General features: G+C 62.7%; 30 protein-coding genes and 1 tRNA gene. 22 read left to right on the top strand and 9 right to left on the bottom strand.

Annotated elements, in window-relative coordinates; translation table 11 throughout:
- Window positions 1-45 precede the first annotated feature (45 nt).
- Both IEV58_RS12510 and IEV58_RS12505 read left to right on the top strand, forming a co-directional pair.
- Window positions 46-1533 carry a leucyl aminopeptidase gene (locus IEV58_RS12510; protein ID WP_188410041.1) on the top strand — a complete coding sequence of 496 codons (1488 nt, stop codon included), beginning with the start codon at window positions 46-48 and terminating at the stop codon, window positions 1531-1533.
- 18 nt (window positions 1534-1551) lie between these two features.
- Window positions 1552-2001 (top strand): DNA polymerase III subunit chi, encoded by a 450-nt coding sequence (locus tag IEV58_RS12505; RefSeq protein ID WP_188410040.1) that lies wholly within the window; start codon window positions 1552-1554, stop codon window positions 1999-2001.
- Window positions 2002-2007: 6 nt separating this feature from the next.
- Here IEV58_RS12505 and IEV58_RS12500 read toward each other — a convergent pair whose 3' ends face one another.
- From IEV58_RS12500 to IEV58_RS12490, 3 genes are all read right to left on the bottom strand, one after another.
- Window positions 2008-3861 (bottom strand): ABC-F family ATP-binding cassette domain-containing protein, encoded by a 1854-nt coding sequence (locus tag IEV58_RS12500; protein WP_188410039.1) that lies wholly within the window; start codon window positions 3859-3861, stop codon window positions 2008-2010.
- Window positions 3862-3929: 68 nt separating this feature from the next.
- On the bottom strand, window positions 3930-4568 hold the full coding sequence (locus tag IEV58_RS12495; protein WP_229729400.1) for a uracil-DNA glycosylase: 639 nt from the start codon (window positions 4566-4568) through the stop codon (window positions 3930-3932).
- Window positions 4569-4582: 14 nt separating this feature from the next.
- Window positions 4583-5182, bottom strand: a complete 600-nt coding sequence (locus tag IEV58_RS12490) for a LabA-like NYN domain-containing protein (RefSeq protein ID WP_188410038.1) — start codon at window positions 5180-5182, stop codon at window positions 4583-4585.
- Window positions 5183-5347: 165 nt separating this feature from the next.
- On the opposite strand from IEV58_RS12490, the gene rpoZ reads away from it, so the two are divergent.
- From rpoZ to IEV58_RS12440, 10 genes are all read left to right on the top strand, one after another.
- Window positions 5348-5734: a DNA-directed RNA polymerase subunit omega gene (gene rpoZ / locus IEV58_RS12485; RefSeq protein ID WP_188410037.1), complete on the top strand. Its 387-nt coding sequence runs from the start codon at window positions 5348-5350 to the stop codon at window positions 5732-5734.
- Window positions 5735-5861: 127 nt separating this feature from the next.
- The gene (locus IEV58_RS12480) at window positions 5862-8063 is read left to right on the top strand and encodes a RelA/SpoT family protein (RefSeq protein ID WP_188410036.1); all 2202 of its coding nucleotides are present in this window, start codon (window positions 5862-5864) and stop codon (window positions 8061-8063) included.
- Between the two features lie 77 nt (window positions 8064-8140).
- Complete coding sequence (gene pyrE / locus IEV58_RS12475) at window positions 8141-8734, top strand: orotate phosphoribosyltransferase (protein WP_188410035.1); 594 nt, start codon at window positions 8141-8143, stop codon at window positions 8732-8734.
- 41 nt (window positions 8735-8775) lie between these two features.
- A complete protein-coding gene (locus IEV58_RS12470) occupies window positions 8776-9330 on the top strand; it encodes a DUF2062 domain-containing protein (RefSeq protein WP_188410034.1) in 555 nt (184 codons plus the stop codon).
- Window positions 9327-10088, top strand: coding sequence for a pyridoxine 5'-phosphate synthase (locus IEV58_RS12465; RefSeq protein WP_188410033.1), 762 nt, complete (start codon window positions 9327-9329; stop codon window positions 10086-10088). The genes IEV58_RS12470 and IEV58_RS12465 overlap by 4 nt, the downstream gene beginning before the upstream one ends.
- The gene (acpS, locus tag IEV58_RS12460; protein ID WP_188410032.1) at window positions 10085-10483 is read left to right on the top strand and encodes a holo-ACP synthase; all 399 of its coding nucleotides are present in this window, start codon (window positions 10085-10087) and stop codon (window positions 10481-10483) included. Before IEV58_RS12465 ends, acpS begins: the two co-directional genes overlap by 4 nt.
- 75 nt (window positions 10484-10558) lie before the next feature.
- Entirely contained in the window at window positions 10559-11314 is a 756-nt protein-coding gene (gene lepB, locus IEV58_RS12455; protein ID WP_188410031.1) for a signal peptidase I, read from the top strand.
- On the top strand, window positions 11311-12021 hold the full coding sequence (gene rnc / locus IEV58_RS12450) for a ribonuclease III (RefSeq protein WP_188410030.1): 711 nt from the start codon (window positions 11311-11313) through the stop codon (window positions 12019-12021). Before lepB ends, rnc begins: the two co-directional genes overlap by 4 nt.
- On the top strand, window positions 12014-12916 hold the full coding sequence (gene era / locus IEV58_RS12445) for a GTPase Era (protein WP_188410029.1): 903 nt from the start codon (window positions 12014-12016) through the stop codon (window positions 12914-12916). Before rnc ends, era begins: the two co-directional genes overlap by 8 nt.
- A 123-nt stretch (window positions 12917-13039) precedes the next feature.
- On the top strand, window positions 13040-13489 hold the full coding sequence (locus IEV58_RS12440) for a DoxX family protein (protein ID WP_229729399.1): 450 nt from the start codon (window positions 13040-13042) through the stop codon (window positions 13487-13489).
- A 3-nt stretch (window positions 13490-13492) separates the two neighbouring features.
- Here the strand turns inward: IEV58_RS12440 and IEV58_RS12435 are convergent, their stop codons facing one another.
- Together IEV58_RS12435 and IEV58_RS12430 are read right to left on the bottom strand one after the other, a co-directional pair.
- Entirely contained in the window at window positions 13493-14086 is a 594-nt protein-coding gene (locus IEV58_RS12435; protein ID WP_188410028.1) for a Dph6-related ATP pyrophosphatase, read from the bottom strand.
- Complete coding sequence (locus IEV58_RS12430; protein WP_188410027.1) at window positions 14086-15168, bottom strand: FAD-dependent oxidoreductase; 1083 nt, start codon at window positions 15166-15168, stop codon at window positions 14086-14088. Before IEV58_RS12430 ends, IEV58_RS12435 begins: the two co-directional genes overlap by 1 nt.
- Before the next feature lie 114 nt (window positions 15169-15282).
- Between IEV58_RS12430 and IEV58_RS12425 the strand changes: the two genes are divergently transcribed.
- Both IEV58_RS12425 and IEV58_RS12420 read left to right on the top strand, forming a co-directional pair.
- The gene (locus IEV58_RS12425; RefSeq protein WP_188410026.1) at window positions 15283-15573 is read left to right on the top strand and encodes a hypothetical protein; all 291 of its coding nucleotides are present in this window, start codon (window positions 15283-15285) and stop codon (window positions 15571-15573) included.
- Window positions 15574-15590: 17 nt separating this feature from the next.
- Window positions 15591-15875, top strand: a complete 285-nt coding sequence (locus IEV58_RS12420; protein ID WP_188410025.1) for an acylphosphatase — start codon at window positions 15591-15593, stop codon at window positions 15873-15875.
- Here IEV58_RS12420 and lipB read toward each other — a convergent pair.
- The gene (lipB, locus tag IEV58_RS12415; protein WP_188410024.1) at window positions 15859-16590 is read right to left on the bottom strand and encodes a lipoyl(octanoyl) transferase LipB; all 732 of its coding nucleotides are present in this window, start codon (window positions 16588-16590) and stop codon (window positions 15859-15861) included. The two genes, IEV58_RS12420 and lipB, sit on opposite strands and share 17 nt — an antisense overlap.
- A 59-nt stretch (window positions 16591-16649) precedes the next feature.
- Here lipB and IEV58_RS12410 point away from each other — a divergent pair, with 59 nt between their 5' ends.
- From IEV58_RS12410 to IEV58_RS12385, 6 genes are all read left to right on the top strand, one after another.
- Complete coding sequence (locus tag IEV58_RS12410; protein ID WP_188410023.1) at window positions 16650-16880, top strand: FliM/FliN family flagellar motor switch protein; 231 nt, start codon at window positions 16650-16652, stop codon at window positions 16878-16880.
- A gap of 79 nt (window positions 16881-16959) precedes the next feature.
- Window positions 16960-17044, top strand: a tRNA-Leu gene (locus tag IEV58_RS12405).
- A gap of 161 nt (window positions 17045-17205) precedes the next feature.
- Window positions 17206-18624: a magnesium transporter gene (gene mgtE / locus IEV58_RS12400; RefSeq protein ID WP_188410022.1), complete on the top strand. Its 1419-nt coding sequence runs from the start codon at window positions 17206-17208 to the stop codon at window positions 18622-18624.
- Window positions 18625-18683: 59 nt separating this feature from the next.
- Window positions 18684-19856 carry an isovaleryl-CoA dehydrogenase gene (locus IEV58_RS12395; protein WP_188410021.1) on the top strand — a complete coding sequence of 391 codons (1173 nt, stop codon included), beginning with the start codon at window positions 18684-18686 and terminating at the stop codon, window positions 19854-19856.
- A 21-nt stretch (window positions 19857-19877) separates the two neighbouring features.
- Window positions 19878-20678, top strand: coding sequence for a YdcF family protein (locus IEV58_RS12390; protein ID WP_188410020.1), 801 nt, complete (start codon window positions 19878-19880; stop codon window positions 20676-20678).
- A 79-nt stretch (window positions 20679-20757) separates the two neighbouring features.
- Window positions 20758-22677 carry a potassium transporter Kup gene (locus IEV58_RS12385; RefSeq protein ID WP_188410019.1) on the top strand — a complete coding sequence of 640 codons (1920 nt, stop codon included), beginning with the start codon at window positions 20758-20760 and terminating at the stop codon, window positions 22675-22677.
- A gap of 4 nt (window positions 22678-22681) precedes the next feature.
- Here the strand turns inward: IEV58_RS12385 and IEV58_RS12380 are convergent, their stop codons facing one another.
- Window positions 22682-22954, bottom strand: coding sequence for a DUF3253 domain-containing protein (locus IEV58_RS12380; RefSeq protein WP_188410018.1), 273 nt, complete (start codon window positions 22952-22954; stop codon window positions 22682-22684).
- 58 nt (window positions 22955-23012) lie between these two features.
- Between IEV58_RS12380 and IEV58_RS12375 the strand changes: the two genes are divergently transcribed.
- Window positions 23013-24203: an acetyl-CoA C-acyltransferase gene (locus IEV58_RS12375; RefSeq protein WP_188410017.1), complete on the top strand. Its 1191-nt coding sequence runs from the start codon at window positions 23013-23015 to the stop codon at window positions 24201-24203.
- On the opposite strand, the gene IEV58_RS12370 is transcribed toward IEV58_RS12375, so the two are convergent.
- Window positions 24204-24884: a DUF599 domain-containing protein gene (locus IEV58_RS12370; RefSeq protein WP_188410016.1), complete on the bottom strand. Its 681-nt coding sequence runs from the start codon at window positions 24882-24884 to the stop codon at window positions 24204-24206.
- A gap of 148 nt (window positions 24885-25032) precedes the next feature.
- Here IEV58_RS12370 and IEV58_RS18335 point away from each other — a divergent pair, with 148 nt between their 5' ends.
- Window positions 25033-25158 (top strand): hypothetical protein, encoded by a 126-nt coding sequence (locus tag IEV58_RS18335; RefSeq protein ID WP_268235580.1) that lies wholly within the window; start codon window positions 25033-25035, stop codon window positions 25156-25158.
- Window positions 25159-25180: 22 nt separating this feature from the next.
- On the opposite strand, the gene IEV58_RS12365 is transcribed toward IEV58_RS18335, so the two are convergent.
- Window positions 25181-25615 (bottom strand): DUF1489 family protein, encoded by a 435-nt coding sequence (locus tag IEV58_RS12365; RefSeq protein ID WP_188410015.1) that lies wholly within the window; start codon window positions 25613-25615, stop codon window positions 25181-25183.
- Between the last annotated feature and the right edge of the window lie 38 nt (window positions 25616-25653).

Raw genomic sequence — 25653 nt, 5'->3', positions numbered from 1 at the left:
CAAAAGAGTCGTGTTTGCGATATTCTGCAGGAGCATATAGCCGATATGGCGTCCACATTGAAAATCACCTTTGCCAAGCCATCCATCCCTGACGCCGGTGTCGTCGTCCTCCTCACTGACAATACCCTTGCCTTCACGGGCACGGCCGCGATGTTCGTCGAGCGGATCGGAGGAATTTCACGTGCTACCAAAGTCGACCGTTTCACCGGCAAGAGTTCGAGTGTTCTCGACCTGCTGCGTCTGGAAGATGCGGGGCCGGATCGCGTTATGGTCGTGGGCATCGGTGCAGCCGAGGAACCGGTCGATTGGGTGAAGATCGGCGGCTATATTTTTGGCAAGCTGCCGGCGAGCGCCCCCAATGTCACCATTCTGCTCGATCTCCCCTCTGGACCTGCCAGCGCTGACATCAGCGCCGACATCGCCCTGGGTGCGCGTCTCAGAGCCTACAGCTTTACCAAGTACAAGGGCCGCAAGAAGGATGACGACGAGGTGGTTGCGCGCAAGGTGACGTTCGCCGTCGCCGACGACGCGGCCGCCCGCAAGGCGTGGAAGCTGCGGGAGGCGGCGGCTGATGGCGTCGATCTCGCGCGCGAACTGGTCAACGAGCCGCCCAACATCCTCAACCCGGCTGAATTTGCGCAGCGCGCCACCGAACTCTCCAGCCTGGGCGTGGAGGTGGAGATCCTCGATGAAGCGCGGCTGACTAAAATCGGCATGCGCGCGCTTCTTGCCGTGGGGCAGGGGTCCAGCAACCGCAGCCGCGTTGCCGTGATGCACTGGAAGGGAGCCAAGAGCCCGAAGGTGAAGCCGGTCGTCTTTGTTGGCAAGGGCGTGACCTTCGATACGGGCGGCATCTCGATCAAGCCGGCCGCCAATATGGAAGACATGAAGGGCGATATGGCGGGAGCGGCCTGCGTCGTCGGGCTCATGCATACGCTCGCGGCGCGCAAGGCCAAGGTCAATGCCATCGGCATCATCGGCCTCGTGGAGAACATGCCTGATGGCAATGCGCAGCGGCCGGGCGACATCGTGACATCCCTGTCCGGCCAGACCATTGAGATCATCAATACCGATGCCGAGGGGCGTCTCGTTCTGGCCGATGTGCTCTGGTATGCGCAGGACAGGTTCGAACCTGCACTGATGGTCAATCTGGCGACCTTGACGGGGGCGGTGCTGGTGGCGCTCGGCCAGGAGCACGCGGGCATGTTCTCCAACAATGACGAGCTTGCGGGAAAGCTGACGGCGGCCGGTCTCGCCACCGGAGACAAGGTCTGGCGGATGCCCCTGTCGCCTGGATACGACAAGATGATCGATTCCAAGTTCGCCGACATGAAGAATACCGGCGGACGTCATGCGGGCTCCATCACCGCGGCGCAGTTCCTGCAGCGTTTCGTCAACGGCGTGCCCTGGGCCCATCTTGATATCGCCGGCACCGGCATGTCGGCGCCGCAGACGGACACCAATCGCAGTTGGGGTTCAGGTTGGGGTGTACGGCTACTTGATCGCTTCGTCGCCGACTATGCCGAGGAATGAAATGGAGCACCGGTCGGCATGACCGAGGTCTTCTTCTACCATCTGCAGAGGCAGCCGCTGGAGCGCGCACTGCCTCTGCTTTTGTCCAAATGCCTGGAACGCGGCTGGCGGGTAGTGGTGCAGGCGGCAACGGATGAGCGGATCGCCGCGCTGGACGATGTGCTCTGGACCTATCGGGATGATTCCTTCCTGCCTCACGGCACCGCCCGTGATGGCGACCCGACCGACCAGCCGATCTTTTTGACGACGGGCGCGGAAAACCCCAACGGGGCGGCCGTGCGCGCCCTCGTCGAGGGGGCGCATCCCGAGGCGGTCGACGGCTATGAGCGGGTTCTCATTCTCTTCGACGGTGCCGACGATGAGGCGCTGGCCACCGCACGCGCCCAATGGAAGATCCTGAAGGAGGCCGGCCACAGCCTTGCCTATTGGCAGCAGGACGACGAGGGCCGCTGGCAGAAGAAGGCCTGAGGCGGCTTAATCCACGGTCTGCGCCTCATAGGCGGCGTTCGCCTCCAGCCATTCCTCTTCGATCCGCGCCAGTTGAGCCGCCGCGTCGTCGCGCTTCTTCAGAAGGCCGGCGCGCTTCCAGTCTTCCGCAGCTGCAAGATCTGCCTCGAACTTCGCGATGTCGCGCTCCAGCTTGGCGATCTTTGCCTCAAGGTCGGAGACCCGCTTGCGCAAGGCGGCACCCCCCGCCGGTTCGTCGCTGACACCGGATTGGGCAGGCTCGGGCTGCTGATGGTTTTTCTTGGCCGGCCCACCATCCTCGCGCGCCATGATCAGGCGGCGATAATCATCAAGGTCGCCATCAAAGGGAGTGACCCCGCCCTCGGCCACCAGCCAGAACTGGTCGACGCAGGCCTCGATGAGGTGCCGATCGTGGCTGATGAGGACAACCGCGCCCGAGAAGGCGTTGACCGCCTCCACCAACCGGTCACGGCTGTCGATGTCGAGGTGGTTGGTCGGTTCGTCCAGGATCAGGAGGTGTGATTTGTCAAAGGCCGCCAGTCCCAGCGCCACTCGCGCCTTTTCGCCTCCCGAAAGCGAGGAGACCGGGATCATGGCGCGCTCGCCGGAAAAACCAATGCGCCCAACTCGCGCCCGCACCTGCGCCTCGGTTGCACCGGGCATGAGCGCGCGGACGTGATCATACGGGCTCTGTTCGGGAACGAGGGAGTCCATCGTGTGCTGGGCGAAATAGCCGGCCACCATCTTGCTCGAGCGGCGGATGTCGCCGGTGAGTGGCGCCAGCGAACCAGCCAAAAGCTTGGCGAGCGTCGACTTGCCATTGCCGTTTGACCCGAGAAGGCCGACGCGATCCTCGGGGCCGAGCGTCATGTTGAGCTTTCGCAGCACGACGTGATCGCCGTAGCCGGCGTTCACCTGGTCGAAGGCGATCATGGGAGGAGCAAGGGGCCGATCGGGGCCAGGCAGATGGAACGGGCGAGCGTCGGGATCGGCGGCAAGCGAGATGATCTCCATCTTTTCCAGCCGCTTGACGCGTGATTGGGCTTGTTTCGCCTTGGATGCCTTGGCCTTGAAGCGGGCGATGAAGGCCTCCAGGTGCGCGCGTTCGTCTTCCTGCTTCTTCTTCAGCTTCTGGTCGAGCAGGAGCTTTTCCTGGCGCTGCTTGTCGAAGGACGAATAATTGCCTCGATAAAGCACAAGCCGCTGGTCGGTGAGGTTCAGGATGTGATCCACCGCCACGTCCAGAAGGTCACGGTCGTGGCTGATGATGATCACGGTGCGTGGATATCTGGCGAGGTAATCCTGGAGCCAGAGCGTCCCTTCCAGATCCAGGTGGTTGGTCGGCTCGTCCAGCAGCAGAAGATCGGGTTCGGAAAAAAGCACCGCCGCCAGCGCAACGCGCATGCGCCAGCCGCCGGAGAAGGATGAACAGGGCCGCTGCTGCGCCTCCGCATCGAAGCCGAGGCCGGCAAGAATCCGCGCGGCGCGCGCCGGGGCCGAATGGGCGTCGATGTCGATGAGGCGGGTTTGAATCTCGGCGATCCTGTGCGGATCGGTGGCCACATCGGCCTCGGCCAGCAAGGCCGCCCGCTCGATATCGGCCTTCAGCACGGTCTCGATCAGGCTTTCCGGCCCCGATGGTGCCTCCTGGGCAACTCGTCCCAGCCGCCGGCCCTTGGGTATGTTGATGCTGCCATCGTCAGGCGCGATGTCTCCGGCGATCGCCTTGAACAGCGTCGTCTTGCCCGTTCCGTTGCGACCGACCATGCCGACGCGCGCGCCTTCGGGGATGGCGGCGGTGGCGTTCTTCAGAAGGTCGCGTCCGGCAACGCGGATCGTGAGGTCATTGATATGGATCATGCCGCGACTTCTAGAACCTGTTCTGCGGCGGCGTAAATATCCCCCGGGACGAAAACCGGAGAGGATGATTAGCGGAGGGCGTCCAGATACTGCCGGACGGCGGCAAAAACCGCCTCGAACATCTCCGTCGTCAGCCGCCCTGTGTTCGTGTTGTAACGGGAGCAGTGATAGCTGTCGAAAAGCCGCATGCTGCCGATGTCATGCTGTGCGCCGTGGCCGAAGGTGAGTGCCACGCGGCGCTGGCCGAGGGCGGTTACCACGCTCTCATGGGCGATACGACCAAGAGCGACAATCGCCTGGATATGTTCCAGTCCCTGAAGCTCGCCGATCAGGAACTGCCGACAGGTGGAAATCTCCGCTCCCACCGGTTTGTTCTGCGGCGGCACGCAACGCACCGCATTGGTGATCCGGGCATCCACCAGTTCCAGCCCATCGTCGGGGCGTTCGTCATAGACGCCTTGGGCGAAGCCGAACTTCAGCAAGGTGGCATAGAGCAGGTCCCCGGCCCAATCGCCGGTGAAGGGTCGGCCGGTGCGATTGGCCCCTTGCAGGCCGGGCGCAAGCCCTACGATCAGGAGGCGCGCGTTCTCAGGGCCAAAGGACCTGACCGGAGCGTTGTGCCAATCCGGTGCGCGGGCGCGCCAATCCTGGCGAAAGGCAACCAGCCGGGGGCACAGCGGGCAATCATGCGATGGTACGGGGATCACAATAAACAGACGGCTCAGCTGTAGTCTTCGGCCATGCCGATGCCGCGCGCGCCGCGCACCGGACGCTCCACGCGCTCCGGCCGGTCGCTGGAAGGCCGGCCGATCTTCTGGGCCATGGTGGCAAGATCCAGAAATTCATCAGCCTGGCGGCGCAGGTCATCCGAGATCATGGGCGGCTGTGTCGTCACGCTCGAGGCAACGGTCACGCGGCAGCCCTGGCGCTGCAAGGCTTCCACCAGAGGGCGGAAGTCGCCGTCACCGGAAAAAAGATAAATCTGGTCGACCTTGGAGGCGATCTCCAGGGCATCGATTGTGAGTTCCACATCCATGTTGCCCTTGAATTTGCGGCGGCCGCTGCCGTCCACATATTCCTTGGTCGGTTTCGAGACGACGGTATAGCCGTTATAGTCCAGCCAGTCGATCAACGGACGTATAGAAGTGAATTCCTGATCTTCAATGAAGGCGGTGTAATAGTACGCACGCACCAGATAGCCGTAATTGCCGATCTCGGTGAGCAGCTTCTTGAAGTCGATATCGAAGCCGAGCGTCTTCGTTGTTGAGTAAAGATTTGCTCCATCAATAAATACAGCAATCTTGTTACCTGTACGGGACATAAAAAATCCTTCGTCTTTACGATCAATGGTGTGCTAAGAGCACTGAACCTTCCGTTTTGAACATTTTACCGCAACGACGTCAATCTGTCATGGTGGGTTGCACCGGGGTCTGCCCTGGGTTATGTGAAACCCAAATCTCCACACCCCGAAATATGAGGACGGGCCATGGCTCGCGTCACTGTCGAAGATTGCGTCGACAAGGTTGAAAATCGCTTTGAACTGGTTCTCCTGGCCGGACATCGCGCCAAGATGATCGCAGGTGGCCAGCCGCTGACCGTCGATCGGGACAACGACAAGAACCCTGTCGTTGCCCTGCGCGAGATCGCTGAGGAGACTGTCAGCCCGGAAGATCTCAAGGAAGATCTGATCCACTCCCTGCAGAAATACGTCGAGGTCGACGAGCCCGAGGCCGAGCTCGTTCCGATGCTGCCGCCGGCCGGTGGCGCTTCGGCCGATACGCCGGACGTGCAATTCGACCGCATGACCGAGGAAGACCTGCTGCGTGGTCTGGAAGGGCTCGCTCCTCCGACTTCGAGCGACGACGACGAGTGATCCGCTTCTTGCGGACGCATGAAGTTTGGTGGCGCCTTCGGGCGCCACTTGCGTCTGATGTTAACCCGTTCGATATCAGATAGCGGAAAAGTGAGGGCCATCACGGCCACTCCGGCGGTCGTGTGGAATGATCCGGCAGTACGAACTGGTCGAACGGGTAAAGGCTTATAATCCTCAGGCGGACGAGGCGATCCTCAATCGCGCTTACGTTTATGCCATGAAGGCGCACGGCTCGCAGAAGCGGGCTTCGGGCGATCCCTATTTCTCCCATCCCCTCGAAGTGGCCGCCATCCTGACGGAGTTCAAGCTGGACACCGCGACCATTGTTGCGGCGCTTCTGCATGACACCATCGAGGATACCGACACCACGCGCGACGAGATCGATGCCCTGTTCGGCAAGGACATCGGGCGTCTTGTCGAGGGCCTGACCAAGCTGAAGAAGCTTGATCTCGTCTCGAAGCAGGCCGCGCAGGCTGAAAACCTGCGCAAGCTTCTGCTCGCGATCGCCGATGACGTGCGCGTGCTTTTGGTGAAGCTGGCCGACCGGCTCCACAACATGCGCACGCTGCACTACGCTCCGGCGGAAAAGCGCGGACGCATCGCACAGGAGACGCTGGATATCTATGCTCCGCTTGCCGGCCGCATGGGTATGCAGGAAATGCGAGATGAACTGGAGGAGCTATCCTTCAGTCACCTTTTTCCCGAGGCGCGCACGACGATCCTGCAGCGGCTGGAGCGGCTCAAGGAGCGATCTCTCGGCCTGATCGAGGAAATCGAAAGCCAGCTGTCGCAGAAGCTGGCGGATCGCGGCATCGAAGCGGTGATCCGCGGCCGCGAGAAGCGGCCATATTCCATCTGGCACAAGATGGAGAGCAAGGCTGTCGCCTTCGAGCAACTCTCCGACATCTTCGGCTTTCGCGTCATCGTGCCGACCATCGAGGACTGCTACCGCGCGCTCGGCGTCGTCCACACCACCTGGCCCATGGTGCCGGGCCGGTACAAGGACTACATCTCGACGCCCAAGCAGAACGATTATCGTTCGCTCCATACCACCGTGATCGGTCCGCGGCATCAGCGGGTCGAGCTTCAGATCCGCACCGATGCCATGAACGAAATCGCCGAACTCGGCATCGCGGCGCATGCGCTCTACAAGGACGGCCTTATCTCACCGACAGGACAGCTTTCGCAGGACAGCCGCGCCTACGATTGGCTGCGCCGCACCATCGAGCTTTTGAACGAAGGTGACAGCCCCGAGGAATTTCTCGAACACACCAAGCTGGAGCTCTTCCAGGATCAGGTCTTCTGCTTCACGCCCAAGGGAAAGCTGATTGCCTTGCCCCGCGGCGCGACGCCTATCGATTTTGCCTATGCCGTTCATACCGACGTCGGCAACTCATGCGTCGGAGCCAAGATCAACGGTCGGATCGCTCCTCTCGTTTCACATCTCCAGAATGGCGACGAAGTCGAGATCGTCAGATCCAATGTGAAGCAGCCTCCCGCCGCCTGGGAGTCCATCGTGGTGACGGGGAAGGCACGGGCAGCTATCCGGCGGGCGACCCGCGCCGCCGTCCGCGCACAATATGCGGGCTTTGGACGGCAGATCATCGAGCGTGCCTTCGAGCGTGCGGGCAAGGCCTATACGGATGCCCTTCTGAAGGCGGCCTTGCCGCGATTGGCGAGAAAAGAAGTTGACGACGTCCTTGCCGCCGTCGGGCGCGGCGAGATGCGGTCGAGCGATGTGGTCCGCGCCGTTTATCCTGAGGTGAAAGACCCGGGAGTTGTCACAGAAAAACGCGCTGAAGGTGGTGGCTGGTTCGGCCTCAGCCATGCCGAAAACCTGCGCTTTCGCGTGCCGGGAACCGAGGAAAAGAGCGGCCGGGCTATCCCGATCCGTGGCTTGCGTGGTGATCTGCCGGTCTCTTTTGCACCCAATGGCGGTGCGGTTCCAGGCGATCGTATCGTCGGTATCCTGACGCCGGGTGAGGGCATCACGATCTATCCGATCCAGTCGCCCGCCCTGACCGACTTTGATGATCATCCAGAGCGCTGGCTGGACGTCCGCTGGGATGTCGACGCGGCGCGTGGCGAGCGCTTCCCGGTCCAGATCCGGGTAACGTCGATCAATGAGCCGGGCTCTCTCGCAGACATCACGGGTGTCATCGGCTCGCACGACAGCAACATCGAAAACCTGACGATGATTGCCCATTCGCCTGATTTCCACGACATGCTGTTTGATCTTGCCGTCTTCGACCTCAAGCATCTCACCGACATCATCCGGGATCTGAGGACGCGGCCCGTCGTCAGCGCCGTTGAGCGCGTCAACGGCTGAATCCCGGCTCTACCTCTTCCGTCGGGCCATTTTCTGCTATGACCTGCCCGAACCCGACGAGCTAAGGACTGTTCCCCATGACCCAAGACGACGTTCTCCAGGTTTTCCGCGACGCTGGCGCTCTGCTGGAGGGGCATTTCATCCTGTCCTCCGGCCTGCACAGCCCGGTCTTCCTGCAGAAGATGTTCGTCTTCATGGACCCGGCGAAAACAGAGATTGTTTGCAAGGCCATGGCGGAAAAGATCGCCGCCGCTTTCGGCAAGATCGATTATGTGGTGTCCCCGGCCATCGGCGGCATCGTGCCGGGCTATGAGACGGCGCGGCATCTCGGCGCGAAGGCAGTATTTGTGGAGCGGGAGAGTGGTCAGTTCGTCCTGCGCCGTGGCTTCTCCATTCCGGCGGGCGCGCGCGTGGTGATGGTGGAGGATATCGTCACCACCGGCCTGTCCTCGCGCGAGTGCCTGGCGTCCATCGCCGATGTTCCAGGAGAGATCGTCGGCGCGGCATGCCTCATCGATCGCTCCGGCGGCAACGCCGATCTTGGTGTGCCTTTGGTTTCACTGGTGACGCTGGATATTCCGGCCTATCCTGCGGACGCCCTGCCGCCGGAACTGGCGGCGCTTCCCGCCGTGAAGCCGGGAAGCCGTGCTTTGGGCCAGGCGCCCGCTTGACGTGCCTTAATTCCGGCTGTGTTTCTATTCATAGGCCACCCATGTTCCGCCGCCGAGTTCCCCTGACCCCGATGGCCCGTCTGCGCGGCATGATCTGGCCGCGCAATGGCCTGCGCCGTGCCGTGCGCTGCCACGTGAAGCGCATCATGCGGGTGCCGGGCTCGCCTCACGCCATCGCGGCCGGTGTCGCCGTCGGCATTTTCGCGGCGTTCACGCCCTTCCTTGGTTTGCATGTCCTGATTGCAGGACTGGTCGCGTTGCTGGCGGGGGGAAATATCATCGTTGCCGCGATGGCAAGCCTTGTCGGCAATCCGCTGACCTTCCCCTTCTTCTGGTTCGCGGGGTTCGAACTGGGCAAGATCTTCATCGGCCATGCCGCCGACGGCGCCTTCGAAGCTTTCCTGGCCAAACCGTCCTTCGCGCTGCTGCTTCCCATCATCGAGCCTTTGACACTGGGCTCCGTGGTGCTCGGGCTTGCGGCCGCCACGCTGTTTTATCTTCCGGTCCGGTGGACGGTCACCAAGGCGCAGTCGCAGCGGCGCGAACGTATTTCCGCGCGGCGTTTGCCCATTCTTGCTGTCGAGGCTGCAGAATGACGTCATCCCTTCGCCTTGGGGTCAACATCGACCATGTCGCCACTGTTCGTAATGCTCGTGGCGGCCGTCATCCCGATCCCGTGCGCGCGGCGCAGGCTGCCGTCGCCGCCGGGGCAGACGGCATTACGGCGCATCTGCGCGAGGATCGCCGGCACATCCGCGATGACGATATCGCGCGGCTGAGGTCCGAGATCAGCGCGCCGCTCAACCTCGAAATGGCCGCCACCAGCGAGATGCTCCGTATCGCGCTGCAAACCGCGCCTCACGCGGTCTGCCTGGTGCCGGAAAAGCGCGAGGAGCGAACCACCGAGGGCGGCCTCGACGTCGTCGGCCAGATCGAACAACTTCGTCCGATCATTGGCGAACTCAGCGCGGCGCATATTCGCGTTTCGCTTTTCATAGAGCCCAGCGAGGCAGCCATTCATGCCGCCGTGTCGCTTGGCGCGCCGGTCGTCGAACTCCACACCGGCACCTGGTGCGAGGCTATCGGCGGCATATCGGGCGCTCGTGCGGCCGATGAATTTGAACGGCTGAAAACCGCCAGCCGGCTGGGTCGCGAGCTTGGTTTGGAGATCCATGCCGGTCACGGCCTCGATTACGTCACTGCCGAGGCGATCTCGGCACTCCCTGAGATTGCAGAGCTAAACATCGGCCACTTCCTGATCGGCGAAGCCATCTTCGGCGGCATGGATGCGGCGATCAAACGGATGCAGGCGGCCATGCAACTCGGCCGGGATCTGGTGCGGGAGCCGGCATGATCATCGGGGTAGGATCGGATCTGACCGACATCAGGCGCATCGAGAAGACCCTCGAGCGTTTTGGCGACAGATTCATCCGCCGGGTCTTCACAGAGACAGAGATCGCAAAGGCGGAACGCCGGGCCAATCGGGCGGCGACCTATGCCAAGCGCTTCGCCGCCAAGGAGGCCTGTGCCAAGGCGCTCGGCACCGGATTGGCGCAAGGAACCTTCTGGCGCGACATGGCGGTGGTCAATCTTCCATCGGGCCGGCCGACCCTGACGTTGAGCGGCGGCGCCCTGCGACATCTGGAGCGTCTGGTGCCGGAGGGCTACAAGCCCGATATCCACATCACGCTGACCGACGACTATCCCTTGGCCCAGGCTATGGTGATCATCAGCGCCGTTCCCGAATGACCGCCTGCGTTGCGCGCAGGGGCACAGGCGGCTATCAGACCATCAGAAAAGCGTGACCGAAGCGGACATGAGGCAATGAGCGTGAGCAGCGACAGCAGCAAATCGGAAGGCGGTTTCCTTGAGACCGTCAAGGTGATCGTGCACGCGCTGCTGATCGCCGTCGTTATCAGGACCGTCCTTTTCCAGCCCTTTTCGATTCCCTCCGGTTCCATGAAGGACACGCTTCTGGTCGGCGACTATCTCTTCGTGTCGAAATATTCCTATGGCTACAGCCGCTATTCGATTCCCTTTTCGCCACCCCTGTTCTCCGGCCGCATCATGGGATCGGAACCGGAGCGTGGCGACGTGGTCGTGTTCAAGCTGCCGACCGACAATTCCACTGACTATATCAAGCGTGTGATCGGCCTGCCTGGTGATCGCATCCAGATGATGGATGGTGTGCTGCATATCAACGGCGAACCGGTGAAACGCGAGCGCGTCGAGGATTATGTTGAGCAGGAACCCGATGGGCGTACCGTCAGGGTCCCGAAATACCGTGAGACGCTGCCCAATGGCGTGAGCTACGAGACCCTCGATCTCGTTGAGAACGGCTATTACGACACCACGAATGTCTATGAAGTACCGGCCGGTCACTACTTCATGATGGGCGACAACCGCGACAACTCCACCGACAGCCGCGTTCTGTCCGCCGTCGGATATGTTCCTTACGAGAATCTGGTTGGTAAGGCCCAGATCATCTTCTTCTCCGTGGAAGAAGGGTCGCCGGCCTGGGCTGTGTGGAATTGGCCCTGGACCGTGCGCTGGGGCCGCATCTTCGACCTTCTCGGATGAAGCGCGTTCATGTCCTTGCCGGGCTCGAAGCGCATCTCGGCTATCACTTTAAAGACAAAGCCCTGCTGGAGCAGGCGCTGACGCACATCAGCGCCTTGCCGAATGACGGATCGCGGCTGGGCAGCTACCAGCGGCTCGAGTTTTTGGGCGACCGGGTTCTCGGCCTTGCCGTGTGCAACATGCTGCTGAAAGCCTTTCCAGAGGCCGAGGAGGGGGAGCTGTCGCGGCGGCTGGCGGATCTCGTCCGCGCCGACACCTGCGCCGAAGTGGCCGCGGCGATGGAGGCCGCGCCTGCCATTCGGCTAGGTGCCGGCGAGGCGCATTCGGGCGGGCGGCGAAAGAAGGCTATTCTGGCGGATATCTGCGAGGCCATCGTGGGCGCCGTTTTTCTCGATGGCGGTCTTGCCGCGGCGGACGAACTGGTGGTCCGCTTCTGGGGCGAGCGCCTCAACAGGCCGCAGCGGCCGCTGCATGATGCGAAGACGGCTCTGCAGGAGTGGGCGCAGGGGCGGGGCCTTGCCATCCCGCTCTATCGTGAAAAGGCCCGGTCCGGCCCGGACCATGATCCCGTATTCCGCGTTACTGTTTCCGTGGCCGGACTGGATGATGCCGAGGGCACCGGGCGCTCCAAACGTGTCGCCGAACAGATGGCCGCGGAAGTGATGTTGATGCGCGAAGGCGTATGGGGAGACAAGGCCAATGGCTGACGACGTGAAGCGGGCTGGCTTTGTGGCCCTGTTGGGTGCTCCCAACGCCGGCAAATCGACGCTCTTGAATGCGCTCGTCGGTGCGAAGGTCTCCATCGTGAGCCATAAGGTGCAGACGACCCGGACACTCGTGCGCGGCATCGCCATGTCCGGTCCGACCCAGGTCGTCTTCGTTGATACGCCCGGCATCTTCGCCCCGAAGCGGCGGCTCGATCGGGCTATGGTATCCAGCGCCTGGGGGGGGGCAGGCGATGCCGATATCGCAGGTCTGTTGATCGACGCGAAGAAAGGCCTGGATGACGCCAATCTTGCCATTCTGGAACGGCTCGGTGATGTGCGGCAGCCGAAGTTCCTGATCCTCAACAAGGTCGATCTGGTGCGGCCTGAAGTGCTTCTGAAGCTCGCCGCACTCGCCGCAGAGAAGGCCGATTTCGAAAAGACCTTCATGGTCTCGGCTCTGACCGGGAGCGGTGTCGCCGATGTCATGACCTGGTTGGAGACACGATTGCCGGAAGGGCCGTGGCTCTATCCGGAAGATCAGATTTCCGATCTGCCGCTGCGCATGTTGGCCGCCGAGATCACTCGGGAAAAACTGTTCCTGCGCCTTCATGAGGAACTCCCTTACGAGAGCCATGTGGAGACCGAGCAGTGGAAGGTGCAGGGGGATGGCTCGGTGCGCATCGAACAGACGATATATGTGGAGCGCGACAGCCAGAAAAAGATCGTGATCGGCAAGGCAGGGCAGACCATCAAGGCCATCTCGACCGCCGCCCGCAAGGAGATCGCCGAGATGGCGGAGGTCGACGTGCACCTCTTCCTCTTCGTGAAGGTGCGCGAGAACTGGGCCAATGATCCGGAACGCTACCGCGAGATGGGGCTGGAGTTTCCGGACTGACGCTCGCCGTTGTGCGCCGATGCAAGATCGAGCGTGCATAAAAGCGGGGGATTTTCACGCGCATATCAGTTGCGACTCAGCGTGATGTGCGTCCAATGGGCGCATTCACGTGAGGAGGCTACATTGTCCCTGAATCCGCAAACCACGCCGCGCCTGATCATTCCTTCCCTCGGCGGTCTTTACGCCGGCCTGTCGACCTTCGCCGAAACGCTGCTGCGTGTTGTTGCGGGCGGCATCCTGGCCGTCCACGGTTCCGCCAAGATCGTAAATCCCTTTGGTGCCAGCGGCATGGTGGAAGGTCTTGGATTTTATCCCGGCGCCTTCTGGTCTCCTCTTCTGGCCTGCACCGAGTTCTTCGGCGGCATCCTGATCGCGATTGGTCTCCTAACCCGGCCGGCTTCCTTCGCGGGCATGTTCGTCCTGCTTGTCACGGTTTACTTCCACTGGATCGTGAAGGCCGAGGGTCTTCAAGGAGCTGAGAAATCCATCCTCTGGGCGGCGATTCTGTTCTTCTTCGTGATCCGCGGCGCCAACGCCTGGTCGGTTGATGCCAAGATCGGCAAGCAGTTCTAAGGCTCAGGACGAGGTGAACATCGGCCCGTTCAGGACGAAGGTGTGAAACTCACCATTCTCCCCGCACGGGTCGATGCCATCAGGCAGCGCCTCCAGAAAGGTACTGTCGAAGCGCGTTCCTACGGGATCGCGCGACAGGCGCTCGTCGTCCACCGCCACGATCTCGGCATCAAGGCCGCTTCGGATCATCTCGTGTGCGAGCTGCCCTGTGTCCCGTCCCCAGAGCGGAAAAAGCGGCGCTAGGCCACTACCGGCCAATAGCCCCTCGCGATAAGCCCTGATGTCTTCAAGGAAGAGGTCGCCGAAGGCCATATGGGTTGCGCCCGCTGCTACAGCGCGTCGCACGATGCCGCGTATCGCCGCTTCATAGGCCTCGTTGGGACAGGGCGAGGGGAGAGGCTGCTCGATCAGCGGCAGCCCGGTCCGCGCCGCCTGCAGGCGCACCCGTTCCATGGCCACCTCATGCATGGGGATGCAGTCGTTGGCTGACCGGAAGGTGGTGACCAGCGCTGTGACGCGGCGTCCGGCGCTTCGCAGTTCATGGAGCGCCCAGGCGGAATCCTTGCCGGAGCTCCAGGAGAGCCAGATGTTCTCCATCAAAGCCCGGCCAGCGTCTTCACGAAACGGTTGTGAAGCGGTGGCAGCGCCAGGGCCATACTGGCCAGGAGGGGCACGGCGCGCCGCACGAAGGCGCCATCGGCTGTCGCCAGCCGTTGCAGCCGGTCGCTTTCGCGTATGACTTTTGCCGCTTTTGCCTGCCGGGCGCGATCCCAATCCTTGAGGTCTCCGGCCGCGATGCGTTCGGCAAGGGTTGCTGCGTCCTCGATGCCGAGGTTCATGCCGCGTGCCCCGGCCGGCGAATGGATGTGCGCCGCGTCTCCGATCAGCCGGACGCGGCCCTCGCCGAGACGCTGCACTTGCCGGTGGCTGACCTTGAAACTGCTCTGCCAGTGTATGGCACCCGGCTGCCATTCAGGCGGCGCCAGCCCAAGGACATCCGGGCCGTTGGCGATCAGCCTGTGACGCCCCGGGCCGATTGGCAGCCGAATCAGGACCGGCTGCCCGACGTCGAGCCGGATTTCGCCGCGATCCATCTCGACATCTCCGCCAAGATCGATGTCGGCAAGGCTCCATTCGAAGGGGTAGGGCGCACCGGGAAAGCCGATGTCCAGCGCCTTGCGCACGATGGAGTGCGCACCATCGGCGGCCACCAGCCATCCCGCCTCGACCTCTTCGCGCCCTTCCGGACCGGACAATACGGCCTCGGCCGCCGTCGCATGGGCCGCGACATCCACACAACTGACGCCGCGCTCCACAGGGATCCCCCGCTCGGCGAGGCACTGTGCCAGAATTTCCTCCGTTCTGTCCTGGGGCAACGCCAGCATGAAATTGAAACGGTGCTTCAGGCGCGTGATATCCACCTCGGCGCGAACGCGCCCACCGGCGACGAGGACCACACCGCGCAATTTGATGCCGGCCGCGATCAAGCGCTCTGTCGCGCCGGAGGCTTCCATCAACTCCAGCGTCCGCGGATTGATGCCGATGGCCCGGCTTTCCTTCACCGGCCGGGGGTCCTGATCGATGATGCGGACGGGAACCCCACGCCTGTGGAGCTCGATGGCCGCCGCAAGACCAACCGGTCCGGCTCCCACCACGAGGACTGAAGCGCTTTTTGTCATGGCTGCCGAATCCCTTTCCCCAAGGCCAACGTAAACGCCTCTCGCGATTGTCGTTAGGCCCTGATGCGCAAACCACGATAGATTCGCGGCTGAATCAGGGAGACACGATTCTCAATGCCCAGTTTCACACGGCGCGACTTCGGCAGGCTTTCCTTCTTCGCGGCCGTGGTGGGGCTGCCGCGTCCCGCGACGGCGGCCTCGATCCTGCCCTCCACATCCCGTATCTGCGCAACCTGCGCTTATTGGAAGGGGCCGCGGCTGCCTTCGATGAACCGAAACGGTGTCATCGTTGCCGCCGGTGCCAAGGGCCGTTGCACCAATCCGAAAAGCCCCTTTTCCGGATTGATGACGACGCCTGAACAAGGCTTCCCTGATGGTTGGCGCCGGGCGGCAGGCCTCGTTTGAGATTGGTGGAGGCGAGGGTGCAGAACGTCAGAAGATTTGAAATCACCGGTAAGGTGCAGGGTGTTGGCTATCGCGCCTGGTTCCGCGAAGAGGCGGAAGCCCTCGGCCTCAGGGGATGGGTGCGCAATCGCCGCGATGGGTCCGTTGAAGCGGAGGTCTGCGGCGCCGATGACGCGCTCACCGCCATCGAACGGGCGGCGCATCAGGGACCGGCCTTCGCCCATGTCACCCGGGTGCGAACAACGCCCATCGCGCGCGCCGAGGCCATGCCCGATGTGATGGAGGTCAGGCCGACTCTGTGACGGCCAGTTCCTGTGGATCGCCCTCGGCAGCCACAATCGGGCCAAAGGTGGCGGGGAAGGCCGCCATCAGGGCGGCGTCGGCCTCGTCCATGGTCACGGGGCGGCCAAGGTCGACGAGGCTCGTCACGCCATGCTGCGTAATGCCACAGGGCACGATACCGCCGTAATGGCTGAGATCGGGTTCCACATTGAGGCTGATGCCATGAAAGCTGACCCATCGGCGCACGCGGACGCCGATGGCCGCGATCTTGTCTTCAGCAGCAACGCCCTTCTCGGGCCGCCGCACCCACACCCCGATCCGGCCGTCCCGGCGCTCGCCATCGATGTTGAACCGATCAAGGGCGTTGATGATCCAAGCCTCAAGAGCGCACACATAGGCTCTTACGTCCTGCCGGCGCTTCGCCAGATCGAGCATCACATAGGCCACGCGCTGCCCGGGTCCATGATAGGTGTATTGGCCGCCGCGGCCGGTGCGATGCACGGGAAAGCGTTCCGGATCAACGAGATCCTGCTCGCGTGCTCCGGTCCCCGCGCTATAGAGCGGCGGATGCTCAACGAACCAGACCAGCTCCGGAGCTTCGCCGCGGAGAATGCGGGCCACACGTTCTTCCATGGCGGCGACGGCGGCGGCATAGGGAGTGAGGCCCGGCGTGACGCGCCATTCGATCGGAGCGCTGCCAGCCGCGCCGGAGAAATTACAGGATTCGTTAACCATGGAGTAACCGTGCCCGTGGTGCCGTGTCGTAAAGCCGCTTTGCGGCAGGAGAACATGTCGTGGCCATTGTCGATACCGTCAAGATTGATATTTCAGTGATCCTCGGCGGGACCTCCATGCCCATCCACCAGCTGCTGCGCATGGGCCGCGGCGCGGTGATCGAACTCGACGCAACCGAAGAAGATGATGTGATCATCCTCGCCAATGACACGCCTGTCGCAAAGGGCAGTGTGGTCGTCAGCGGCAACAGGATCGGTGTCGAGGTGCGGGAGCTTATCAAGCGAACTTGAAAAACACGCATTCTCCCCTTGAGGCGGGGTAAGTGTTTTGTTACATGGTGCCGCCGCGCGGCGAGATCGCGCGGCTTTTGCGGTCGTGGCGGAATTGGTAGACGCGCAGCGTTGAGGTCGCTGTGGGGCAACCCGTGGAAGTTCGAGTCTTCTCGACCGCACCACATTCCTGATCCCGGATGGGATGCAATCGGCGGCTCTTGAGCCGCCGATTTCGTTTTGTCCGATTGTCATCGCCTCTTCATGCAGCGGCAGGACCGTGGCAAGCTGGCAGCGGGCCTCGGCTTGCTGAAGCACTTCTCACCACTCGAAAGCGAGCGCGGCTTTGAGCGATACCGATCGCATCACCGAGGATGAAGCCGTGACCGGGGCAGGCGCGCTGCGCGACGCCGAAGGACATATCTCAGCCGCTTTCACCGACGCGATCCGCGAAGCGATCGACGCCGCCGCCGCCGATCAGCTGAAGCAGTTGATGGCGGACGTCGCCCACGAGGCTGACGTCGCCGACCTCATCGAGGCGCTCGATCCAGAGCACCGACCCATCTTCATCCAGCTTCTCGGTGCCGACTTCGATTTCACGGCACTGACCGAGCTCGACGAAAACGTCCGCGTGCAGATCCTGGAGGAACTGCCGACGGAAACCGTCGTCGAAGGCATGCGCGATCTCGATTCCGACGACGCCGTCTACATCCTCGAAGACCTCGATGCGGAAGATCGCGCCGAAATTCTGGATCGCCTGCCGGTTCTCGACCGCGCCGCGCTGCTGCGCAGCCTCGATCTACCGGAAGAATCGGCCGGCCGCCGCATGCAGACTGACTTCATCGCCGTGCCCGCCTATTGGAGCGTGGGGCAGGTGATCGATTACTTCCGGGATGCCAAGGACCTGCCGGAGACCTTCTATGAGGTCTTCGTGATCGATCCTTTCTACAAGCTCCTGGGCACCTTGGCACTCGACAAGCTGCTGCGCTCGAAACGGCAGACCCGTATCGAACAGATCCTCGACAGCGAGGTCCGGCGGGTCGCGGCGACCGAGGATCAGGAAGAGGCCGCGCGCCTGTTCGAGCGCTATAACCTGGTGTCGGCGCCGGTGGTCGACGAGAACGGCCGCCTCGTCGGCGTGCTCACCATCGACGACATTGTCGACGTCATCCAGGAAGAGGCGGAAGAGGATATCCGTGCCCTCGGCGGCGTCGGCGACGAGGAGCTGTCCGACCGTGTTCCCGCCATTATCCGCAGTCGGTTTCCTTGGCTCTTCTTCAACATGTTCACCGCCTTCGTGGCAGCGTCTGTAATCGGTCTCTTCGATGGCACCATCGAGCGCATGGTGGCGCTGGCCGTCCTCATGCCCATCGTCGCCTCCATGGGCGGAAACGCCGGGACGCAGGCCATGACCGTGACGGTGCGAGCCCTGGCGGCGCGCGAGATCAGCCGGCGGCAGGCCCCTCGGGTCCTTTGGCGAGAGGCCTGCGTGGGGCTTCTCAACGGCGGCATGCTGGCTTTGATGATCGGGACGGTCGCCGGCATGTGGTTTTCCGATCTTCAACTCGGCGCGGTCATCGGGGTTGCCCTCATCATAAACATGGTCGTGGCCGGATGCTTCGGCGTTCTCATTCCCTTGACGCTCGATCGTTTCAAGCTTGATCCCGCCGTGGCCTCGCCCGTCTTCCTCACCACGGTCACCGATGTCGTCGGCTTTTTCGCCTTTCTTGGGCTGGCCGCCTGGTGGTTCGGCATCGGCTTTTGAAGACAAGCTGAGGGGGAGCCTGTAGGCTCCCCGGCAAAGCCGGTTCAGGGAGGTGCGTCATGCTCGCCAACACCATGCGCCCGTTCAACTTCGATCTGGGAGAAACCGCCGACGCGATCCGCGACAGCGTGCAGGCCTTCGCCGCCGAAAACATCGCGCCCAGAGCAGAAGAGATCGACCGCACCAACAGCTTCCCTCGCGACCTTTGGCCCCGGATGGGCGACCTCGGCCTCCATGGCATCACCGTGGACGAGGACCATGGTGGCTCGGGCCTGGGCTATCTGGAACATGTGGTGGCCATGGAGGAAGTCTCCCGGGCCAGTGCCTCCGTGGGGCTTTCCTACGGCGCTCATTCCAATCTCTGCGTCAATCAGATCCGCCGGAACGGCAGCGAGGAGCAAAAACGCCGCTACCTGCCGAAGCTGATCTCCGGCGAACATCTGGGGGCGCTCGCCATGTCGGAGCCGGGGGCCGGCTCGGATGTCGTCTCGATGAAAACGCGCGCCGAGAAGCGCGGCGATCGCTATGTGCTCAACGGCAACAAGATGTGGATCACCAACGGTCCCGGCGCCGACGTGCTGGTGGTCTATGCCAAAACCGATCCGGGTGCGGGACCTCGCGGCATCACCGCCTTCCTGATCGAGAAGGGCTTCGCCGGCTTCTCCACCGCGCAGAAGCTCGACAAGCTCGGCATGCGCGGCTCCGACACCTGCGAACTCGTCTTTCAGGACTGCGAGGTTCCGGAGGAGAACATCCTCGGTGCTGTTGGCCGCGGCGTTAATGTCCTGATGTCGGGTCTCGACTACGAACGGGCCGTGCTGGCAGCCGGACCGCTGGGAATTATGCAAGCCGCGCTCGATGTGGTGATGCCTTACGTCCATGAGCGCCGGCAGTTCGGCGAACCCATCGGTTCGTTCCAGCTCGTGCAGGGCAAGCTTGCCGACATGTATGTGACCATGAACGCCGCCAAGGCCTATGTCTACGCGGTGGCGAAGGCTTGCGATCGCGGCGAAACCACACGTGAGGATGCGGCCGGCGCGATTCTGTTCGCGGCGGAACAGGCGACCAAAGTCGCGCTTGATGCCATTCAGCTTCTCGGTGGCAATGGCTACATCAATGATTATCCGACTGGCCGTCTCCTGCGCGATGCCAAGCTTTACGAGATCGGTGCCGGAACCAGCGAAATTCGCCGCATGTTGATCGGACGCGAACTTTTCGGCAAAGCAAGCTGACGTGGCGTTTCTGGGGGCCTGATGTTTTTTGCGTTGTCGAAGGTCCTCGGGTTCTTTGCTCTGCCCTCCAATCTCATGATCTCCATAGGGCTGGTTGGTGCGCTGGCGCTATTCGCGGGCTGGGTCCGGCTCGGCGGCGCCCTTCTTGTCATCTCGGTGCTGACACTCGCCGTCCTCGGCTTATCGCCGCTTGGCAACATTCTGCTGTTGGTTCTTGAGGATCGCTTTCCAAAGCCTGCTGAAAACGACAATCGCCCCGTCGCCGGCATCGTCGTGCTGGGTGGCTCGTTCGACACCATCGTCGCCGGCGCGCGGGGGGAAGTAGCCCTCAATGAATCGGCCGAGAGGCTGACGGTGATCGCGGAACTGGCCAAACGCTATCCGGAGGCTCGCATCGTCTTCTCCGGCGGGCAGGGAACGCTGTTCTACAGCGGCGCCACCGAGGCGCAGGTAGCGGCGCGCATGTTCGAGAGCTTCGGCATCGCACCCGAGCGGATCACGCTTGAGGATCGATCGCGCAACACCCGTGAGAACGCCGTCTTTAGCCGTGACCTGGTCAATCCCGGCGCCGGCGAGCGGTGGCTGCTGGTGACATCCGCTTATCACATGCCCCGGTCCGTCGGCTGCTTCCGCGCCGCCGGCTTTCCGGTCGACGCCTTTCCGGTCGATTACCGCACCCGTGGCTATGAGGACATGACGCGGCCCTTTCGCTCGGTGGGCGAGGGGCTCCGGCGGGTCGACATCGCCGTTCGGGAATGGGTCGGGCTTTTCGTCTACCGTATAACCGGCTATACCGACGCTCTCGTTCCCGCGCCGCTGTAACGGAACACAGCTGATCGTCGCGCGTTGAACGCGGTCGATGTCAACTCGCCAGGCGAACCGGCGCAGCTCCCAGCATCCCATGACAGATCAGACGAATGCTCCCGGAAGGGCCGATTTCGCGCATGCGCAGCCGCATGGAGCCGAGGCGTCGCCCAGCCGCTTCTGGTGGTTGATGCTGGGCAGCATCGGCATCGTCTATGGCGATATCGGCACCAGTCCGCTGTACGCCATGCGCGAGTCGCTGCTGCACATCGGGCGCTCGCCCTCGCAGGAGGAGATCATCGGCATCGTCTCGCTGCTGGTCTGGTCGCTGCTGGTGGTCGTCACGCTGAAATATGTCTTTCTGGTCCTGCGGGCGGACAACCACGGCGAGGGTGGCACGCTTGCCCTGATGGCTTTGGCGCAGTCGTCCCTGAAAAAACCGAGCCGAATCGTGACGGGCCTCGCCGTAACCGGCGCGGCGCTGTTCTATGGCGATGCCATACTGACACCAGCGATCTCGGTGCTGTCGGCGGTGGAGGGCCTCAAGGTCACCAATCCCGAGGTCGACAGCTTCGTGGTGCCAATCGCGATCACCATCATCGTCCTGCTCTATGCGGTGCAATCCTTCGGCACCGGCAAGGTCGGCGCCTTGTTTGGCCCCATCATGACCGTCTGGTTCCTCGCGCTGGCCCTGATCGGGCTGATCCATATCGGCGACGCGCCGCAGATCCTGCACGCGCTCAATCCAGTGCATGCCATCGGCTTTCTGTTCGGCCACGGCATCATCGGCTTCACTGTCCTGGGCGCGGTGTTTCTGGCGGTCACCGGCGCCGAGGCCCTTTATGCCGACATGGGTCACTTCGGACGCGGACCGATCCGCATGGCCTGGCTCACTGTCGTCTGCCCATCCCTGGTGCTCAATTATCTCGGGCAGGGCGCCTTCGCCCTCGACAGTCCGGAAGCCATCAGCAATCTGTTCTTCCTCTCAGCGCCGGATTGGGCCCGCCTGCCTCTGGTGCTCCTTGCCACCGCCGCCACCGTGATCGCGGGCCAGGCCGTCATCACGGGCGCCTTCTCACTCACACGGCAGGCCATGCAGCTCGGCATCCTGCCGCACCTGGAGGTCGAGCACACCTCGGAGACGGAAAGCGGCCAGATCTATCTGCCCAAGGTCAACTGGCTGATGCTCGCCGGGGTTCTGACGCTCATCATCGTGTTTCAGGATTCCAGCTCACTAGCCTCGGCCTACGGCATCGCCGTGACCGGCACCATGATCGTGACGTCGCTTCTGGCGGTGGTGGTGGTGGCCAAATGCTGGAAATGGGGCATGCCGCTGGCGCTGCTGACACTGCTGCCTTTCCTGGTCGTCGACAGCACCTTCCTGGCGGCAAACCTGCTCAAGATCGCCGACGGCGGCTATATACCGCTCATCCTCGGCGCGCTGATCATCGTCGCCATGTGGACCTGGATGCGCGGCACCAAGCTTCTGGCCGACAAGCTGAAACGCGACAGCGTCCCCCTGATAGACTTTCTGCCGACGCTGGAGAACAGTTCGGCGGCGCGTGTGCGTGGCACGGCCATGTTCATGACCAGCACGCCCGACATCACGCCGCCGGCGCTGCTGCACAACCTGAAGCACAACAAGGTCCTGCACGAGAAGAACGTCGTGGTGACCATCCACACGGCGCCGGTGCCCTACATAGGTCCCGAGGATCGCCTTCAACTGTCATCGCTGACGCCGGATTTTTACAAGCTGGAGATCACCTACGGCTTCATGCAGGACCCGGACCTGCCGGCGGCCCTGGCACAGGCCAAGGGAGAGGGGCTGACCTTCGACATCATGGCCACTTCCTTCTTTGTCGGCCGGCGTTCCTACAAGCCCACCTCCAAGGAAGGCATGCCGTTGTGGCAGGATCGCCTGTTCATCTACATGGCCCGTCAGGCCCATGACGCCACGCAGTATTTCCGCATTCCCGCGGGCCGCGTGGTGGAACTGGGCACGCAGATCGTCATCTGATCGGCTACGGCGCCTCATCCGGCATGCCGAGCCGATAGACGCCCTTGAACTCTGGGGTATCAAGCGGCTTTCCTTTCCGCGTGATCATCAGGCGTTTCTGTTGCATCAGCCGGATGGCGGCCGCGCGAACCTTGGGCAGGTGACGGCGGAAGTCTTCACCCTCGGCCGCCAGCGCCCGAGCAGCCTCTGTCGGGCATATGGTCTTGCCAGGACCGCGCTCGCGGGTGAGCCGTAGAATGACGTCTTCCACCGGATCACTGATGTGGCTGGCATTCATGGGCAGGGGCTCCTAGCTTGAAGGCAAAAGCACATAAAGCAACGGGAGGGCGAGCACCATGTCTGCAACCTCACATGATCCCATCGTGATCGTCGGTGCCGCCCGCACGCCGATCGGGGCCTTTCAGGGCGGGCTTGCGAGCCTGCCGGCGTGGCGGCTTGGCGGTATGGCAATCGAGGCGGCACTATCGCGCGCAGGCGTCGGGCGCGATACGGTCTCCGAAGTGCTGATGGGTTGCGTTCTGACCGCAGGGCAGGGACAGGCGCCGGCGCGCCAGGCATCCGTCTCCGCCGGTCTGCATCACGGCGTTCCCTGCGCCACCATCAACAAGATGTGCGGGTCCGGCATGAAGGCGGCGATGCTGGCCTTCGATGCTTTGCATGCACGCCCGGAGGCCGTGCAGGTGGCGGGTGGCATGGAGTCCATGAGCAACGCGCCTTACCTGCTGCCGAAGGCGCGGAACGGCCAGCGCCTCGGCCATGGCGTCATGATCGATCACATGTTTCTCGACGGGCTCGAAGATGCCTATGACACGGGGCGGCTTATGGGCACATTTGCCGAGGACACCGCCGCTTCTTATGGTTTCACCCGCGACATGCAGGACGCTTATGCCCTGGAAAGCCTGAGCCGGGCGCGAAAGGCCCAGGCAGAAGGAGCTTTTGATGCCGAGATCGCTGTCGTGGAGACCGGTGGCTCGGCAGATCCCGTGAGCCGGGATGAGACGCCAGGAAAGGCCGATCCCGCTCGTATTCCCAAGCTGAGGCCGGCCTTTCGTGACAGCGGAACCATCACCGCCGCCAATTCATCGTCCATTTCCGACGGTGCAGCCGCCCTGGTGATGATGCGTGCCTCGGAGGCAGAGCGGCGGGGGCTCAATCCATTGGCGAGGGTTGCCGGTGTCTCAGGCCATGCTCAGGCGCCGGCGCTTTTCACCACGGCTCCCGTGGCAGCCATCAACCGATTGCTGGAGCTAACACAATGGTCGAAGAACTCGGTAGATCTGTTTGAAATCAATGAGGCCTTCGCGGTTGTCGCCATGGCCGCGCTCCGCGATCTCGATCTTCCCCATGACAAGGTCAACATTCACGGAGGTGCCTGCGCCCTGGGGCATCCCATCGGTGCGTCGGGCGCTCGTATCCTCGTGACACTGCTGGCGGCCCTGCAACGCTACGATCTCAAGCGCGGCATCGCGGCGGTCTGCATCGGTGGGGGCGAGGCGACCGCCATGGCCGTCGAGCGTATGGCCTGATCAATCGCCGAGGGCCACGAGCGAATCGGACACGAACTGCCGACGGAAGAGCACGATGAGAACCCCAACCGTGGTGATCATCAACCCCCATGGGCCTGCGAGCCAGCCAAGATAGGCGAGGGCAAAGAACAGCGCGCGGAGTCCTCTGTTGAAGTGGCGGCCCGCCGAGATGTTCATCCGGCCGGCCTTGTTTGCCGCCTCGATGGTGGCGGGATCCTGGGCCTGGCTCGGCAGTGGCACGGCACCGACCAGGATGGCTGAATAGTTGAACAGGCGGAACGACCAGGCGAATTTGAAGAAACCGTAGATAAAGATGGCGACGAGGCCCAGGATCTTGGCCTCAAAAGCGATTCTGGTGGTCGGAGGCGCGTAGGGGACGGCGGCGAAGACGTCGAGCGCCGTGTCGGTAGCGCCGAGAGCGGCAAGGCCTCCGCCGATGGCGAGCAGTGAGGTGGAGGCGAAAAAGGCCGCGCCGTTCTGCAGGCTCGACATGATCGTTGTATCCACGATCCTGTTTTCGCGGACGATCATGCGCATCATCCAGGCCGCGCGATATTGATCCATGATCCTGTTGAGAGTGCGGTTGCCGAAGGGGGAAAGCTCGATTACCACGTAATAGAGGGCCCAAGCGCCAAGAAAAACGCCGACGGCAACAAAGTCGAGAAGTGAAAAATCCTGCACCCGAACCTCCAGGCACCCACAGCTTGTTTAGTATGAACGAGAGTAGAGCTTGCCGCATGGTTAGCGAACTGTTAAGCGGTGGCGAGTTGAATGGGCTTGGGGATGCCCGACTCGTTGTTCCGTATCACGGATGAACATGGGGAACCGAATGGAGCCGCAGACCTCTGGATCGTGCTGGTGCATTGCGCGCCGCACGCTCGTTGTCTTCGCCTTGGTGGCTGTCGCCGTCTATCTGACCGGCAGCCTTGAAGCACCGGTGGTGGCAGCGCGCTGAGGCGTCGCTGCTGCCCCGCACCCTACAGCAGCCCCAGATCCTGAAGTTCGCGCACCAGTGCTGGTGGTAGGTCACCCGTGTCTCCAACGGACGCGAGATCTTTCGGCGCATCCTCGGCTGAAAGGTAGCGCCAGCCCTGAAACGGCCGCCGCGGCTGCGGCACCACCCTGACAAGGGCCGGTTCCAGCACGATGGCACACCGTCCGATGCCGTCGCTATCGGTGACAGGACGTAGCTCGCGGATCGATTGGCGGACCTGGATGACGCCCTTGATGATCCAGTAGAGCGAGCCGCCGGCGAGGATTTCGGCGTCCCGCTTTGGCGTCATCCGCGTGACGTGGAGTTGCTCAACGGGTAGCCCCTGGCGGGCCTTGTCTTCCAGCCGGTGAGTGATCCAGGATTCCAACTCTTCGATGGAATCGGCGCCGACGCAGAGTTTTTGCAGGTGCAGGGGCATGACGGTGATGTGCGCCTTTCAGCCCCTCGGTGCAAGAG

Origin of the sequence: Agaricicola taiwanensis (assembly GCF_014635245.1) — a bacterium.
Taxonomy (GTDB): domain Bacteria; phylum Pseudomonadota; class Alphaproteobacteria; order Rhizobiales; family Methylopilaceae; genus Agaricicola; species Agaricicola taiwanensis.
Note: the sequence above shows the minus strand (reverse complement) of the source record. Positions and strands in the feature narration are given on the sequence as shown.

Coding starts and splice junctions, on each gene's coding strand:
- IEV58_RS12380 (WP_188410018.1), bottom strand. CDS start 22,954: ATGAATGCCAGCCACATCAGTGATCCGGTGGAAGACGTCATTCTACGG.
- IEV58_RS12510 (WP_188410041.1), top strand. CDS start 46: ATGGCGTCCACATTGAAAATCACCTTTGCCAAGCCATCCATCCCTGAC.
- IEV58_RS12375 (WP_188410017.1), top strand. CDS start 23,013: ATGTCTGCAACCTCACATGATCCCATCGTGATCGTCGGTGCCGCCCGC.
- IEV58_RS12435 (WP_188410028.1), bottom strand. CDS start 14,086: ATGGAGAACATCTGGCTCTCCTGGAGCTCCGGCAAGGATTCCGCCTGG.
- rnc (WP_188410030.1), top strand. CDS start 11,311: ATGAAGCGCGTTCATGTCCTTGCCGGGCTCGAAGCGCATCTCGGCTAT.
- lepB (WP_188410031.1), top strand. CDS start 10,559: ATGAGCGTGAGCAGCGACAGCAGCAAATCGGAAGGCGGTTTCCTTGAG.
- IEV58_RS12430 (WP_188410027.1), bottom strand. CDS start 15,168: ATGACAAAAAGCGCTTCAGTCCTCGTGGTGGGAGCCGGACCGGTTGGT.
- IEV58_RS18335 (WP_268235580.1), top strand. CDS start 25,033: ATGGAGCCGCAGACCTCTGGATCGTGCTGGTGCATTGCGCGCCGCACG.
- IEV58_RS12385 (WP_188410019.1), top strand. CDS start 20,758: ATGACAGATCAGACGAATGCTCCCGGAAGGGCCGATTTCGCGCATGCG.
- IEV58_RS12505 (WP_188410040.1), top strand. CDS start 1,552: ATGACCGAGGTCTTCTTCTACCATCTGCAGAGGCAGCCGCTGGAGCGC.
- IEV58_RS12425 (WP_188410026.1), top strand. CDS start 15,283: ATGCCCAGTTTCACACGGCGCGACTTCGGCAGGCTTTCCTTCTTCGCG.
- era (WP_188410029.1), top strand. CDS start 12,014: ATGGCTGACGACGTGAAGCGGGCTGGCTTTGTGGCCCTGTTGGGTGCT.
- IEV58_RS12470 (WP_188410034.1), top strand. CDS start 8,776: ATGTTCCGCCGCCGAGTTCCCCTGACCCCGATGGCCCGTCTGCGCGGC.
- IEV58_RS12465 (WP_188410033.1), top strand. CDS start 9,327: ATGACGTCATCCCTTCGCCTTGGGGTCAACATCGACCATGTCGCCACT.
- rpoZ (WP_188410037.1), top strand. CDS start 5,348: ATGGCTCGCGTCACTGTCGAAGATTGCGTCGACAAGGTTGAAAATCGC.
- IEV58_RS12490 (WP_188410038.1), bottom strand. CDS start 5,182: ATGTCCCGTACAGGTAACAAGATTGCTGTATTTATTGATGGAGCAAAT.
- IEV58_RS12500 (WP_188410039.1), bottom strand. CDS start 3,861: ATGATCCATATCAATGACCTCACGATCCGCGTTGCCGGACGCGACCTT.
- acpS (WP_188410032.1), top strand. CDS start 10,085: ATGATCATCGGGGTAGGATCGGATCTGACCGACATCAGGCGCATCGAG.
- IEV58_RS12395 (WP_188410021.1), top strand. CDS start 18,684: ATGCTCGCCAACACCATGCGCCCGTTCAACTTCGATCTGGGAGAAACC.
- IEV58_RS12365 (WP_188410015.1), bottom strand. CDS start 25,615: ATGCCCCTGCACCTGCAAAAACTCTGCGTCGGCGCCGATTCCATCGAA.
- IEV58_RS12480 (WP_188410036.1), top strand. CDS start 5,862: ATGATCCGGCAGTACGAACTGGTCGAACGGGTAAAGGCTTATAATCCT.
- IEV58_RS12390 (WP_188410020.1), top strand. CDS start 19,878: ATGTTTTTTGCGTTGTCGAAGGTCCTCGGGTTCTTTGCTCTGCCCTCC.
- lipB (WP_188410024.1), bottom strand. CDS start 16,590: ATGGTTAACGAATCCTGTAATTTCTCCGGCGCGGCTGGCAGCGCTCCG.
- pyrE (WP_188410035.1), top strand. CDS start 8,141: ATGACCCAAGACGACGTTCTCCAGGTTTTCCGCGACGCTGGCGCTCTG.